The sequence below is a fragment of the Streptomyces sp. 1-11 genome, assembly GCF_007176755.1.
Classification (GTDB): Bacteria; Actinomycetota; Actinomycetes; order Streptomycetales; family Streptomycetaceae; genus Streptomyces.
Genome location: NZ_BJTV01000017.1, coordinates 120005 through 134051, shown reverse-complemented (window position 1 = coordinate 134051; position 14047 = coordinate 120005). Strand labels below are relative to the sequence as shown.

The 14047-nt window shown below is 71.6% G+C and carries 12 protein-coding genes; 9 read left to right on the top strand and 3 right to left on the bottom strand.

Going from position 1 to position 14047, the window contains the following annotated elements:
* Nucleotides 1-25: 25 nt before the first annotated feature.
* The gene (locus TNCT1_RS29620) at nucleotides 26-1255 is read right to left on the bottom strand and encodes a DUF349 domain-containing protein (protein WP_143638183.1); all 1230 of its coding nucleotides are present in this window, start codon (nucleotides 1253-1255) and stop codon (nucleotides 26-28) included.
* Between the two features lie 154 nt (nucleotides 1256-1409).
* Nucleotides 1410-2243: a peptidylprolyl isomerase gene (locus TNCT1_RS29615; RefSeq protein ID WP_143638181.1), complete on the bottom strand. Its 834-nt coding sequence runs from the start codon at nucleotides 2241-2243 to the stop codon at nucleotides 1410-1412.
* Between the two features lie 179 nt (nucleotides 2244-2422).
* On the opposite strand from TNCT1_RS29615, the gene TNCT1_RS29610 reads away from it, so the two are divergent.
* From TNCT1_RS29610 to rpsD, 5 genes are all read left to right on the top strand, one after another.
* On the top strand, nucleotides 2423-3130 hold the full coding sequence (locus TNCT1_RS29610) for an MBL fold metallo-hydrolase (RefSeq protein WP_143638179.1): 708 nt from the start codon (nucleotides 2423-2425) through the stop codon (nucleotides 3128-3130).
* 12 nt (nucleotides 3131-3142) lie between these two features.
* A complete protein-coding gene (hisS, locus tag TNCT1_RS29605) occupies nucleotides 3143-4405 on the top strand; it encodes a histidine--tRNA ligase (protein ID WP_143638177.1) in 1263 nt (420 codons plus the stop codon).
* A gap of 205 nt (nucleotides 4406-4610) precedes the next feature.
* A complete protein-coding gene (locus tag TNCT1_RS29600; RefSeq protein WP_143638175.1) occupies nucleotides 4611-5264 on the top strand; it encodes a vitamin K epoxide reductase family protein in 654 nt (217 codons plus the stop codon).
* A gap of 54 nt (nucleotides 5265-5318) precedes the next feature.
* Nucleotides 5319-6716: a replication-associated recombination protein A gene (locus tag TNCT1_RS29595; RefSeq protein WP_143638173.1), complete on the top strand. Its 1398-nt coding sequence runs from the start codon at nucleotides 5319-5321 to the stop codon at nucleotides 6714-6716.
* A 306-nt stretch (nucleotides 6717-7022) separates the two neighbouring features.
* Nucleotides 7023-7637, top strand: a complete 615-nt coding sequence (gene rpsD, locus TNCT1_RS29590; RefSeq protein ID WP_108957064.1) for a 30S ribosomal protein S4 — start codon at nucleotides 7023-7025, stop codon at nucleotides 7635-7637.
* 21 nt (nucleotides 7638-7658) lie between these two features.
* Here the strand turns inward: rpsD and TNCT1_RS29585 are convergent, their stop codons facing one another.
* Nucleotides 7659-9824 (bottom strand): regulator, encoded by a 2166-nt coding sequence (locus TNCT1_RS29585; RefSeq protein ID WP_160160437.1) that lies wholly within the window; start codon nucleotides 9822-9824, stop codon nucleotides 7659-7661.
* A gap of 163 nt (nucleotides 9825-9987) precedes the next feature.
* Between TNCT1_RS29585 and TNCT1_RS29580 the strand changes: the two genes are divergently transcribed.
* The 4 genes from TNCT1_RS29580 to ruvX are packed head-to-tail and all read left to right on the top strand — an operon-like array spanning nucleotide 9988 to nucleotide 13935.
* Nucleotides 9988-10428 (top strand): DUF948 domain-containing protein, encoded by a 441-nt coding sequence (locus TNCT1_RS29580; protein WP_143638271.1) that lies wholly within the window; start codon nucleotides 9988-9990, stop codon nucleotides 10426-10428.
* Between the two features lie 9 nt (nucleotides 10429-10437).
* Nucleotides 10438-10785: a hypothetical protein gene (locus TNCT1_RS29575; RefSeq protein WP_143638171.1), complete on the top strand. Its 348-nt coding sequence runs from the start codon at nucleotides 10438-10440 to the stop codon at nucleotides 10783-10785.
* Nucleotides 10785-13457 (top strand): alanine--tRNA ligase, encoded by a 2673-nt coding sequence (gene alaS, locus TNCT1_RS29570; protein WP_143638169.1) that lies wholly within the window; start codon nucleotides 10785-10787, stop codon nucleotides 13455-13457. Before TNCT1_RS29575 ends, alaS begins: the two co-directional genes overlap by 1 nt.
* 13 nt (nucleotides 13458-13470) lie before the next feature.
* Nucleotides 13471-13935 (top strand): Holliday junction resolvase RuvX, encoded by a 465-nt coding sequence (gene ruvX, locus TNCT1_RS29565; RefSeq protein WP_143638167.1) that lies wholly within the window; start codon nucleotides 13471-13473, stop codon nucleotides 13933-13935.
* The last annotated feature ends 112 nt before the right edge of the window (nucleotides 13936-14047 follow it).

Sequence of the window (14047 nt, the reverse complement as noted above, 5' to 3'; positions counted from 1 at the left end):
CCCTTTCGCGCGAGCGACGGGTGACTTAGCCGCCGAACTCCTGCAGGCCCTTCAGGGCCTGGTCCAGAAGCGCCTGGCGGCCTTCCAGCTCACGCTCCAGCTTGTCGGCCCGGGCGCCGTTGCCCTGGGCGCGGGCCTGCTCGATCTGCGCCCGCAGTTTGTCCACCGCGGCCTGGAGCTGACCGGTCAGACCCTCGGCACGCGCGCGTGCCTCCGGGTTCGTCCGGCGCCACTCGGCCTCCTCGGCCTCCTGGAGAGCCCGCTCCACGGTGTGCATCCGGCCCTCGACCTTCGGGCGCGCGTCCCGCGGGACGTGGCCGATGGCCTCCCAGCGCTCGTTGATCGAGCGGAAGGCCGCCCGCGAGCCCTTCAGGTCCGTGATGGGCAGGAGCCTCTCGGCCTCCTCGGCCAGCTCCTCCTTCAGCTTCAGGTTCTCGGCCTGCTCCGCGTCCCGCTCGGCGAAGACCGAGCTGCGGGCCGCGAAGAACACGTCCTGGGCGCCGCGGAAGCGGTTCCACAGGTCGTCCTCGTGCTCGCGCTGGGCGCGGCCCGCGGCCTTCCACTCGGTCATCAGCTCGCGGTAACGGGCCGCGGTGGCGCCCCAGTCCGTCGAACCGGACAGCGCCTCGGCCTCGGAGACCAGCCGCTCCTTGGTCCGGCGGGCCTCCTCGCGCTGCGCGTCGAGCTGCGCGAAGTGCGCCTTGCGCCGCTTGGAGAACGCCGACCGGGCGTGCGAGAAGCGGTGCCACAGCTCGTCGTCCGACTTGCGGTCAAGACGCGGCAGGCCCTTCCAGGTGTCCACCAGGGCGCGCAGCCGTTCACCGGCCGCCCGCCACTGGTCGGACTGCGCGAGCTGCTCGGCCTCGGTGACCAGGTCCTCCTTGGCCTTGCGGGCCTCGTCGGACTGCTTGGCCCGCTGCGCCTTGCGCTCCTCGCGCCGGGCCTCGACCGTCTCCACGAGCTTGTCGAGGCGGGTCCGCAGCGCGTCCAGGTCGCCCACCGCGTGGTGGGCGTCCACCTGCTCGCGCAGGTGGTCGACCGCGGTCCGGGCGTCCTTCGCCGACAGGTCGGTGGTCTTCACTCGCTTCTCGAGGAGGCCGATCTCGACAACCAGGCCCTCGTACTTGCGTTCGAAGTAGGCAAGCGCCTCCTCAGGGGAGCCGGCCGCCCAGGAACCGACGACCTGCTCGCCGTCGGCCGTACGCACGTACACGGTCCCCGTCTCGTCGACGCGGCCCCACGGGTCGCTGCTCACAGCGCCTCCTCCACATGATGCCTGCGAGGGGCTTCAGCGCCCCCGGGCATCGTCCACAGTTTCGTCACGGCCAACATAGGCGACCGGCGGGTGGCCTGTCCGCATCCAGCGCGGGCGAATCTGCGCTGGCGGCGGTCCCGGGTGTCCCGCCGGGTCAGGACTTGGCGACCGTCGCCTTGTTGATCACCACCGTCGCGTTCGGCGCGGTGTTCCCGGTCGTCGGGTCGGCCGCCTGGGCGCCGGCCGCCGCGATCTTCTTGAGCACCTTCATGCCCGCGTCGGAGACCGTCCCGAACGGCGTGTAGCTCGGCGGCAGCGGGCTGTCCTTGTAGACCAGGAAGAACTGGCTGCCCCCGGTGTGCTTCTGTCCGGTGTTCGCCATCGCGACCGTGCCGGCCGGGTAGACGTTGCCCTTCAGGCTCTTGTCCTTGAGGTTCTCGTCCGGGAGCGTGTAGCCGGGACCGCCGCTGCCGGTGGCCGTGGGGTCGCCGCACTGCAGCACGAAGATGCCCTCGGCGGTGAGCCGGTGGCACTTGGTGTGGTCGAAGTAGCCCTTGCCCGCGAGGAAGTCGAACGAGTTCACGGTGTGCGGGGCCGCCGACGCCTTCAGCGACATGTCGATGTCGCCGCACGTCGTCGCGAGCGTCATCGTGTACTTCGCCGAGGTGTCGATCGTCACCGCCGGCTCCTTCTTCCAGCTCAGCTTCTTCACCGAGCCCGCCGCCGGCTTCTCGCACGGGTCCGGCGCCTTGCTGCTCGGCGAGGCGCTCGGCGACGCGTCCGCGCCGGCGCTGGTCTTCTTGTCGTCGTCGTTCTTCAGCACGCCCGTCGTGTACAGCGCGACGCTGCCGATCACGACCACGCCGAGCACCGACGCGATCACGGAGTTGCGCATGCGTGCCTTGCGCCGCGCGCTGGTGCGCCGCTGCTGCTGCCGCAAGAACTTCTCCCGGGCGAGCTGACGCCGCCGCTGCTCCTGGCTGACCACCGGGTTCTCTCCTCATGCGTGTCGTGTTGCCGACGGTACGCGTGCGTCCTGTGAGCCGACAGCCGCGTGTAGCCCCGTACCGTATATGGGTTAGCTGAGGAAACGGCAGCGCCGGTAGGCTCTGGACCACAGGCTGCCTGCCCGCAGGCCCTCCCGTATCGACACAACGAAGGACGATCGTGCTCATTGCCGGGTTCCCCGCCGGGGCCTGGGGGACGAACTGTTATCTCGTCGCCCCCGCCGCCGGTGAGGAGTGCGTGATCATCGACCCGGGCCACCAGGCCGCCGACGGAGTCGAGGAAGCACTGAGGAAGCATCGGCTCAAGCCCGTCGCCGTCGTCCTCACCCACGGCCACATCGACCACGTGGCGTCGGTCGTCCCCGTGTGCGGCGCCCACGACGTGCCGGCCTGGATCCACCCCAGTGACCGCTACATGATGAGCGACCCCGAGAAGGCGCTCGGCCGCGCCTTCGGCCTGCCGCTGCTGGGCGAGCTGACCGTGGGCGAGCCGGACGACGTCCGGGAGCTGAGCGACGGCGCGAAGCTGGAGCTGGCCGGTCTCACCTTCTCCGTCGCGCACGCACCGGGCCATACCAAGGGGTCGGTGACCTTCCAGATGCCCGAGACCGCGGACATCCCGTCGGTCTTCTTCTCCGGGGATCTGCTGTTCGCCGGCTCCGTCGGACGCACCGACCTGCCGGGTGGCTCCATGGAGGACATGCTCGACTCGCTGGCCCGCGTGTGCCTGCCGCTCGAGGACTCCACCGTGGTGCTGTCCGGGCACGGCCCCCAGACGACCATCGGCCAGGAGCGCGCCACCAACCCCCATCTGCGGCAGGTGGCGGCCGGCCAGGGAGCCTTCCGGGCTCCCCGACGAGGAATGTGACGAGAGACATCCGTGAGTACCTTCCAGGCCCCCAAGGGCACCTATGACCTCCTCCCGCCGGACTCCGCCGTCTACCTGGCGGTCCGGGAGGCGATCGCGGCCCCGCTGCGCGACTCCGGCTACGGCTACGTCGAGACCCCCGGCTTCGAGAACGTGGAGCTGTTCGCGCGCGGCGTCGGCGAGTCCACCGACATCGTCACCAAGGAGATGTACGCCTTCGAGACCAAGGGCGGCGACCGGCTCGCCCTGCGCCCCGAGGGCACGGCGTCCGTGCTGCGCGCCGCCCTGGAGGCCAACCTGCACAAGGCGGGCAACCTCCCGGTCAAGCTCTGGTACTCCGGCTCGTACTACCGCTACGAGCGCCCGCAGAAGGGCCGCTACCGGCACTTCTCCCAGGTCGGCGCCGAGGCGATCGGCGCCGAGGACCCGGCGCTGGACGCCGAGCTGATCATCCTGGCCGACCAGGCCTACCGCTCGCTGGGCCTGCGCGACTTCCGCATCCTGCTGAACAGCCTGGGCGACAAGGAGTGCCGGCCGGTGTACCGGGCTGCGCTGCAGGACTTCCTGCGCGCCCTGGACCTGGACGAGGACACCCGCCGCCGGGTGGAGATCAACCCGCTGCGGGTCCTCGACGACAAGCGCGAGTCGGTGCAGAAGCAGCTCACGGGCGCGCCGCTGCTGCGCGACTACCTGTGCGACGCCTGCAAGGCGTACCACGAGGAGGTCCGCGAGCTGCTCACCGCGGCGGGCGTGGCCTTCGAGAACGACCCGAGGCTGGTCCGCGGCCTGGACTACTACACCCGGACCACCTTCGAGTTCGTGCACGACGGTCTCGGCTCCCAGTCCGCGGTCGGCGGCGGCGGCCGCTACGACGGCCTGTCGGAGATGATCGGCGGCCCCGCGCTGCCGTCGGTGGGCTGGGCGCTGGGCGTCGACCGCACGGTCCTCGCCCTGGAGGCCGAGGGCGTCACCCTCGACCTGCCGTCCACGACCAGCGTCTACGCCGTCCCGCTCGGCGAGGAGGCCCGCCGGGTCCTGTTCGCCAAGGTCACCGAACTGCGCAGGATCGGCGTCGCGACGGACTTCGCCTACGGCGGCAAGGGTCTGAAGGGCGCCATGAAGAACGCCAACCGCAGCGGCGCCCGCTACGCGATCGTCGCCGGCGAACGCGACCTCGCCGAGGGCGTCGTGCAGCTCAAGGACATGGAGTCCGGCGAGCAGACGGCCATCGGCGTGAACGAGATCGTGGCCGAACTGGAGTCACGGCTCGGCTGAGCACACGCGCGCGAGGGCGCCGGACACCCCGCCGGGGGCGTCCGGCGCCCTCGCCGCACGCGGTGCCGGCGCTGTCCGAAGCCGGTCGAACGGCACCGCTCGTACGAGCCTCCTTATGCGGAGCGAACGGTGAACCCACGCGCGCGTGCGGCAGAATGAGGGCTGCCCGAAGAAGGTCCACCTCTCGAGTGACGGAATCGGCGTGATGAGCAAGACGACAGTCAAGGACGTCTCCAGCGAGCCCGGGTCCGGGCCCGTCGCCGTGCCGCGCGCGGAGGGCGGCAGCCGCGCCCTCGCGATCCTGCTGGTGATCACCGGCGCCGCCGGGCTGCTGGCCGCCTGGGTCATCACGATCGACAAGTTCAAGATCCTCGAGGCCAAGGTCGCCGGCAAGACCTACACCCCCGGCTGCAGCCTCAACCCGGTGGTGTCCTGCGGCAGCGTCATGGAGAGCAAGCAGGCCGCCGTCTTCGGCTTCCCCAACCCGATGCTCGGCCTGGTCGCCTACGGCATCGTCGTCTGCGTCGGCGTGAGCCTGCTGGCCCGCGCCCGCTTCCCGCGCTGGTACTGGCTGACCTTCAACTTCGGCACCCTCTTCGGGGTCGCCTTCTGCACCTGGCTGCAGTTCCAGTCCCTGTACCGGATCAACGCGCTGTGCCTGTGGTGCTCGCTCGCCTGGGTCGCCACGATCGTCATGTTCTGGTACGTCACCTCGTTCAACGTCCGCAACGGCTTCCTGCCGTCCCCGCGCTGGCTGAAGTCGTTCTTCGGCGAGTTCACCTGGGTCCTGCCGGTCATGCACGTCGGCGTCATCGGCATGCTGGTGCTCACCCGGTGGTGGGACTTCTGGACCGCCTGACGGCCGGACGGCGGCCCTGACGGGACTGTCGGTGCGGTGATTTAGGGTTTCTGCGTGGAACCCGACCTGTTCACCGCCGCAGCAGAAGAACGCCAGGAGAAGGATCCCGCCGCCAGCCCGCTGGCGGTGCGGATGCGTCCGCGCACCCTCGACGAGGTGGTGGGCCAGCAGCACCTGCTGAAGCCCGGCTCCCCGCTGCGCCGCCTGGTGGGCGAGAGCGCGGAGCACAGGGGCGAGGCCGCGGGCCAGGGCAGCGGGAGACGGGTGGGGCCCGCCGGGCCGTCCTCGGTGATCCTCTGGGGCCCGCCCGGCACGGGCAAGACGACCCTGGCGTACGTCGTATCGAAGGCCACCGACAAGCGCTTCGTCGAGCTGTCCGCCATCACCGCGGGCGTCAAGGAGGTCCGCGCGGTCATCGACGGCGCCCGCCGCGCCACCGGCGGCTTCGGCAAGGAGACCGTCCTCTTCCTCGACGAGATCCACCGCTTCAGCAAGGCCCAGCAGGACTCCCTGCTCCCCGCGGTCGAGAACCGCTGGGTGACCCTGATCGCGGCCACCACCGAGAACCCCTACTTCTCGGTGATCTCCCCGCTGCTCTCACGCTCCCTGCTGCTCACCCTCGAGCCGCTGACCGACGAGGACGTCCGCGGCCTGCTGAAGCGGGCCCTCGCCGATGAGCGCGGCCTGGCCGGCGCCGTCGCCCTGCCCGGCGACACCGAGGACCACCTCCTGCGCATCGCCGGCGGCGACGCCCGCCGCGCCCTGACCGCGCTGGAGGCCGCCGCCGGAGCCGCCCTCGACCAGGGCGAGCGTGAGATCAGCCTCCGCACGCTCGAGCAGACGGTCGACCGCGCCGCGCTGAAGTACGACCGCGACGGCGACCAGCACTACGACGTCGCCAGCGCCCTGATCAAGTCGATCCGCGGCTCCGACGTCGACGCGGCGCTGCACTACCTGGCCCGCATGATCGAGGCCGGCGAGGACCCCCGGTTCATCGCCCGCCGCCTGATGATCTCCGCGAGCGAGGACATCGGCCTCGCCGACCCCAACGCCCTGCCCATCGCGGTCGCCGCCGCCCAGGCCGTCGCCATGATCGGCTTCCCGGAGGCCGCCCTCACGCTCAGCCACGCCACCATCGCCCTCGCGCTCGCCCCCAAGTCCAACGCCGCCACCACCGCCATCGGCGCCGCGCTGGAGGACGTGCGCAAGGGACAGGCCGGCTCCGTGCCGCCGCATCTGCGGGACGGGCACTACCAGGGCGCGGCCAAGCTCGGCCACGCCCAGGGCTACGTGTACCCGCACGACCTGCCCGAGGGCATCGCCCAGCAGCAGTACGCACCCGACGCCCTCAAGGACCGCGAGTACTACACGCCGACCCGGCACGGCGCGGAGGCCCGGTACGCGGACTCGGTGGAGTGGACGCGCAAGCACCTCGGTCGCAAGCGCTCCTGAGCAGCCTGTAGACTGCCCCGAAGTGCTGAGTCCCGCGCAGTCAGAGCGGGACACCCAGCCGGAGACCCGGTCCTTCGCGGACCGGCTCCAGGAGCGTCGCGCACCGTCGAACGGTGTCGCGGGCAGCCCACCACCACCCCGGATCCCCGGGAACGGTCGGTGGGCCACTCGCGTGCTGCACGTATGTGCCCAGATCAGGGGAGCGGCTGCCCGGCAGGTCCCACGCGGACCCGGCGGGTCTCCCCGGCTGCGGATGCGACCTCCCTCAACCCTGACAAGCCGAAAACCAGGAAAGAGAAACAGACAGTGGCGAACCAGTCCCGCCCCAAGGTCAAGAAGTCGCGTGCCCTCGGCATCGCGCTGACCCCGAAGGCCGTCAAGTACTTCGAGGCCCGCCCCTACCCGCCGGGTGAGCACGGCCGCGGCCGCAAGCAGAACTCGGACTACAAGGTCCGTCTGCTCGAGAAGCAGCGCCTGCGCGCGCAGTACGACGTGTCCGAGCGCCAGCTCGTCCGCGCCTACGAGCGTGCCTCCAAGGTCCAGGGCAAGACCGGTGAGGCCCTGATCATCGAGCTCGAGCGCCGTCTCGACGCGCTGGTCCTGCGTTCGGGCATCGCCCGCACGATCTACCAGGCCCGCCAGATGGTCGTCCACGGCCACATCCAGGTCAACGGCCAGAAGGTCGACAAGCCGTCCTTCCGTGTCCGTCCGGACGACGTCGTGCAGGTCCGCGACCGCTCCAAGGACAAGACGCTCTTCCAGGTCGCCCGCGAGGGTGGCTTCGCCCCCGACGGTGAGACCCCGCGCTACCTGCAGGTGAACCTCAAGGCCCTGGCGTTCCGCCTGGACCGCGAGCCGAACCGCAAGGAGATCCCGGTGATCTGCGACGAGCAGCTCGTCGTCGAGTACTACGCCCGCTGACCCCGGTCACGGCATAGGCACTCAGCCCGCCGTCTCCCCGCCCTTCCGGGCGCGGGAGGCGGCGGGTTCGCGTTCGTGGTCCCCGCCGCGCGCATGCGGCAGCCGTCCGCGCCGGACGGGCACCCCCTGCGCCGGCCGCGCACCCTCGTGCGCCAGCGCCCGGGCCACGGCCGCCGCCCGGTCCAGCCGGGCCCCCTCGGCCAGCAGCTCCTCGTACCGCTCGTCGCCGAGTGCCTGCCGTGCCGCCGCCTCGCACAGCTCGTGCGGTGCGTTGTAGTGGACCGAGCCGAACAGCGGCAGCCCGACCGACGGCCACAGCCGGCCCGCGGCGCCCTGCAGGACCGCCGCCTCCGCCGGGTCGCCCTGGGACGCCGTCACCAGGGCCAGCAGCTCGAGCGACAGCACCGAACCGAGCAGGTCGCGAAAGGCGTGCGCGTCGCCCAGGCAGTCCACCAGCAGCTCCCGCGCCCGGCGCAGGTCCCCGTCCCGCCAGGCCGCGTAGGCCAGGACGTACAGCGCGTACGAGCGGGCCCAGCGCTCCCCGTGGTCCTCGCACACCCGGCGCACGTCCTCGCACAGCCGCACCGCCTCCGCCAGGTCCCCCTGGAACGCCCGCGCCATCGCCAGCTCCACCTGGCTCATCAGGACGTTGCTGTTCAGCTCGCCGATCTCCCGGTACCGCCCGAGCGCCGAGCGCAGCAGCCGCTCCGCGCGCGCCATGTCGTCCGTCACCAGCGCCAGACAGCCCGTGCGGTGCTCCGCGTACGCCACCGCCGTGCCGTCCGCCACCCGCTCCGCCGCGGTACGGCACTCCCGCAGCACGGCCGGCGCCGCGACGGTGTCGCCCTGCAGGACTGCCACGTACCCGAGCACCCACAGCGCCTTCAGCCGCGACCGCTCGTACCCCGACTCCAGCTCCACGCTGCGCTCCAGCCAGCGCCGCCCCTCCGACAGCCGTCCGCAGCCCGCCCAGCAGAACCACAGCGAGCCCGCCAGGTACTGGCCCAGATGCGCCTCCTCCGGCTCGGTCAGGCAGAACTCGAGGGCGTCGCGCAGATTCGGCAGCTCCGCCTCGACGCGCGCGGCCACCTCCCGCTGCCGGGGCGAGAACCAGTCCAGCTCGCACATCGTGGCCAGGCCCAGGCACCAGTCGCGGTGCCGCCGCCGCAGCCGGGCCGTGTCCCCGGCGGCCGCAAGCCAGCCGGCGCCGTAGGCCCGGACGGTGTCCAGCATCCGGTAGCGGGGTCCCGTCGCCGTCTCCTCGCGCGTCACCAGCGACTGCGCGAGCAGTTCCGACAGCACGTCCAGGACGTCCTCGGCGGGCAGGCCGTCCCCGCTGCACACGTACTCCGCCGCGTCCAGGTCGAAGGTCCCCGCGAACACCGAAAGCCGTGCCCACAGCAGCCGTTCGGCCGGGGTGCACAGCTCGTGGCTCCAGCCGATCGCCGTGCGCAGCGTCCGGTGCCGCGGCAGGGCGTCCGGGCCGCCGCCGGTCAGCAGCCGGAACCGGTCGTCGAGACGCTCGAGCAACTGGGCCGGGGACAGCGCCCGCAGCCGCCCCGCGGCCAGCTCCACCGCCAGCGGGATCCCCTCGAGACGCAGGCACAGCTCACGCACCGCCGGACGGTCCGCCACGTCGGCGCCGTGCTGCCGGGCCCGGTCGGCGAACAGCTCCACCGCCTCGTCGGCGCCGAGCGGCACCAGCGGGAACAGCCGCTCGCCGGCCAGCCCCAGCGGACGGCGCCCCACGGCCAGCACCCGCAGCTCCGGCAGCCCGCGCAGCAGCTCGGCGACCAGCCCGGCGCAGGCCTCCACCAGGTGCTCGAACCCGTCCAGTACCAGCAGGACACGACGCCCCGCGAGATGGGCGAACAGTGCCTCGCGCGGCGGCCGGGTGGTGTGGTCGGTCAGGCCCAGGGCGTCCGCCACCGCGTACTCGGCGAACAGCGGGTCCTGGACGTGCGCCAGCTCCACCCGGGCCACCTCCGCCCCGCCCGCCGGCCGCCGCGCCGCGCGCAGGGCGAGCCGGGACTTGCCCACCCCGCCGGGACCGGTCACCGTCACCAGCCGGGCCGCCGCCATGGCCTCGGCCAGTGCGGCGAGTTCGGCCGAGCGCCCGACGAAGGAGGTGAGTTCAAGGGGCGGCCGGCCGGCCGCGCAGGGGCCGGGGTGCTGAGGACCTCGCATGGGACACGGAGCGTACTGAAACGTGTTCGGTCCGTACAATCGGTTCCCGCGACCGCGCCCGCCGCCGACGGTAATCCGGTACGGAGCCCCGTCACCGGCGCGATAGGCTCGGTGCACTGCTTTTCTCATGGTTCCGATGTTCAGAGCACGTTTCAGGGAGCGGGTGCGCACAGTGTCCGGTGGAGAGGTGGCCGGGATCCTGGTGGCCGTCTTCTGGGCGATCCTGGTCTCCTTCCTCGCCGTCGCACTGGTGAGGCTGGCCCAGACGCTCAAGGCGACCACCAAGCTCGTGGCGGAGGTGACCGACCAGGCCGTCCCGCTCCTCGCGGACGCCTCCGCGGCCGTGCGCTCCGCGCAGACGCAGATCGACCGGGTCGACGCGATCGCCTCCGACGTCCAGGAGGTCACCTCGAACGCCTCCGCGCTGTCCACCACCGTCGCCTCCACCTTCGGCGGCCCGCTGGTCAAGGTCGCGGCCTTCGGCTACGGCGTGCGCCGGGCGCTGGGCGGCCGCAGGGAGGACGCGCCCGCGAAGTCGCCCCGGCGTACGGTGATCGTGGGCCGCACGGTCCCCGCCGCACGACGCAAGCGGAAGAAGGACTGAGACCGACCGATGTTCCGCCGTACGTTCTGGTTCACCTCGGGCGTCGCCGCCGGGGTGTGGGCCACCACCAAGGTCAACCGCAAGCTGAGGCAGCTGACCCCGGAGAGCCTCGCCGCGACCGCGGCCGACAAGGCCCTGGAGGCCGGCCGGCGACTGAAGGACGGCGCGGTCGGCTTCGCGCTCGACGTCCGCGACAACATGGCCCGGCGGGAGGCCGAGCTGGGGGAGGCGCTGGGCATCAACGCCGACCCCGAACTCCCCGCGCCCGGGCGGTACGCCGTCCTGGAGAACAATCGCAGCAACCCGAAGTACATCGAGAACACGACGTACTCGCACAACCGGAATGAGGACCACTGATGGAGTCGGCCGAGATTCGCCGCCGCTGGCTGAGCTTCTTCGAGGAGCGCGGGCACACCGTCGTCCCTTCGGCGTCGCTCATCGCGGACGACCCGACTCTGCTCCTCGTCCCCGCCGGCATGGTGCCCTTCAAGCCCTACTTCCTGGGTGAGGTCAAGCCCCCCTTCGCGCGCGCCACCAGCGTGCAGAAGTGCGTGCGCACGCCCGACATCGAAGAGGTCGGCAAGACCACCCGGCACGGCACGTTCTTCCAGATGTGCGGCAACTTCTCCTTCGGCGACTACTTCAAGGAAGGCGCCATCAAGCACGCCTGGGAGCTGCTCACCACGCCCCAGGACAAGGGCGGTTACGGCCTCGACCCCGAGCGCCTGTGGATCACCGTCTACAAGGACGACGACGAGGCCGAGCGCATCTGGCACGAGGTCGTCGGCGTGCCCAGGGAGCGCATCCAGCGCCTGGGCATGAAGGACAACTACTGGTCCATGGGCGTCCCCGGCCCCTGCGGCCCCTGCTCCGAGATCAACTACGACCGCGGCCCCGAGTTCGGCGCCGAGGGCGGCCCCGCCGTCAACGACGAGCGGTACGTGGAGATCTGGAACCTCGTCTTCATGCAGTACGAGCGGGGCGAGGGCACCGGCAAGGACAACTTCGAGATCCTCGGCGAACTGCCCAGCAAGAACATCGACACGGGCCTCGGCCTTGAGCGCCTCGCCATGATCCTGCAGGGCGTGCAGAACATGTACGAGATCGACACCTCCATGGCCGTCATCGACAAGGCCACCGAGCTGACCGGCGTGGCCTACGGCGACGCCCACGACTCGGACGTCTCGCTGCGCGTGGTCACCGACCACATGCGCACCGCCACCATGCTCATCGGCGACGGCGTCACCCCGGGCAACGAGGGCCGCGGCTACGTGCTGCGCCGCATCATGCGCCGCGCCATCCGCAACATGCGCCTGCTCGGTGCCACCGGCCCGGTCGTCAGGGACCTGATCGACGTCGTCATCAACATGATGGGCCAGCAGTACCCGGAGCTGGTCACCGACCGCGAGCGCATCGAGAAGGTCGCCCTCGCCGAGGAGAACGCCTTCCTGAAGACGCTGAAGGCCGGCACCAACATCCTCGACACCGCCGTCACCGAGACCAAGCAGTCCGGCGGCACGGTGCTCTCCGGCGACAAGGCCTTCCTGCTCCACGACACCTGGGGCTTCCCGATCGACCTCACCCTGGAGATGGCCGCCGAGCAGGGCCTCTCCGTGGACGAGGACGGCTTCCGCCGCCTGATGAAGGAGCAGCGGGAGCGCGCCAAGGCCGACGCCCAGGCCAAGAAGACCGGCCACGCCGACATGGGCGCCTACCGCGAGATCGCCGACTCCGCCGGTGCCACCGACTTCATCGGCTACACCGACACCGAGGGCGAGACCACCATCGTCGGCATCCTGGTCGACGGCGTCTCCTCCCCGGCCGCCACCGAGGGCGACGAGGTCGAGATCGTCCTGGACCGCACCCCCTTCTACGCCGAGGGCGGCGGCCAGATCGGCGACACCGGCCGGATCAAGGTCGACTCCGGCGCCGTGATCGAGGTCCGCGACTGCCAGAAGCCGGTCCCGGGCGTCTACGTCCACAAGGGCGTCGTCCAGGTCGGCGAGGTCACCGTCGGCGCCAGGGCCCACGCCTCGATCGACTTCCGACGCCGCAAGGCCATCGCCCGCGCCCACTCGGCCACGCACCTGACCCACCAGGCGCTGCGCGACGCCCTCGGCCCGACGGCCGCCCAGGCCGGCTCCGAGAACCAGCCGGGCCGCTTCCGCTTCGACTTCGGCTCCCCGTCCGCCGTTCCGACGGCCGTGATGACCGACGTCGAGCAGAAGATCAACGAGGTGCTCGCCCGCGACCTCGACGTGCACGCCGAGGTCATGGGCATCGACGACGCCAAGAAGCAGGGCGCCATCGCCGAGTTCGGCGAGAAGTACGGCGAGCGGGTCCGCGTGGTGACCATCGGCGACTTCTCCAAGGAGCTGTGCGGCGGCACGCACGTGCACAACACCGCCCAGCTCGGCCTGGTCAAGCTGCTCGGCGAGTCGTCGATCGGCTCGGGCGTGCGGCGCATCGAGGCCCTGGTCGGCGTCGACGCCTACAACTTCCTCGCCCGCGAGCACACGGTCGTCGCCCAGCTCCAGGAACTGGTCAAGGGCCGCGCCGAGGAGCTCCCGGAGAAGATCTCCGCCATGCTCGGCAAGCTGAAGGACGCCGAGAAGGAGATCGAGAAGTTCCGCGCCGAGAAGGTGCTGCAGGCCGCCGCCGGTCTCGCCGAGTCGGCCAGGGACGTCCGCGGTGTCGCCGTGGTCACCGGCCAGGTGCCGGACGGCACGAGCCCCGACGACCTGCGCAAGCTGGTCCTCGACGTACGGGGCCGCATCCAGGGCGGCCGGGCCGCCGTGGTCGCCCTCTTCACCGTCAACAACGGCAAGCCGCTCACCGTCATCGCCACCAACGAGGCGGCCCGCGAGCGCGGCCTCAAGGCCGGTGACCTGGTCCGCACCGCCGCCAAGACGCTCGGCGGCGGCGGTGGCGGCAAGCCTGACGTCGCCCAGGGCGGCGGCCAGAACCCGGCCGCGGTCGGCGACGCCGTCGACGCCGTCGAGCGGCTCGTCGCCGAGACCGCGAAGTAGGAAGCGGCCGGACATGCGCAGAGGACGCCGGCTCGCGATCGACGTCGGGGACGCCCGGATCGGGGTCGCCTCGTGCGACCCCGACGGGATCCTCGCCACCCCGGTGGAGACCGTCCCGGGCCGGGACGTGCCCGCCGCCCACCGCCGGCTGCGGCAGCTGGTGGAGGAGTACGAACCGATCGAGGTCGTCGTCGGACTCCCTCGCTCCCTCAAGGGGGGCGAGGGACCGGCCGCCGTCAAGGTCCGCGCCTTCGCCCAGGAACTGGCCGGAGGCATCCGGCCGGTGCCGGTCCGTCTGGTGGACGAGCGGATGACGACCGTGACGGCCAGTCAGGGACTGCGCGCCTCGGGGGTCAGATCGAAGAAGGGCCGCTCCGTGATCGACCAGGCCGCGGCCGTCATCATCCTGCAGCAGGCCCTGGAATCCGAACGGGTGTCAGGCAAAGCACCCGGCGAGGGCGTCGAAGTGGTCATCTGATCGCGATACGGTAACGTTCCGCGCGATGCGGCGGTGTTCGAACAGCCGCCGCAAACAAGAGGCGGAACGGCAGCAGGTCCGGGCCGCACGACCGTCCGCCTCGCGGCTCTAG

Coding starts and splice junctions, on each gene's coding strand:
- TNCT1_RS29600 (WP_143638175.1), top strand. CDS start 4,611: ATGAGCAAGACGACAGTCAAGGACGTCTCCAGCGAGCCCGGGTCCGGG.
- TNCT1_RS29585 (WP_160160437.1), bottom strand. CDS start 9,824: ATGCGAGGTCCTCAGCACCCCGGCCCCTGCGCGGCCGGCCGGCCGCCC.
- TNCT1_RS29575 (WP_143638171.1), top strand. CDS start 10,438: ATGTTCCGCCGTACGTTCTGGTTCACCTCGGGCGTCGCCGCCGGGGTG.
- alaS (WP_143638169.1), top strand. CDS start 10,785: ATGGAGTCGGCCGAGATTCGCCGCCGCTGGCTGAGCTTCTTCGAGGAG.
- ruvX (WP_143638167.1), top strand. CDS start 13,471: ATGCGCAGAGGACGCCGGCTCGCGATCGACGTCGGGGACGCCCGGATC.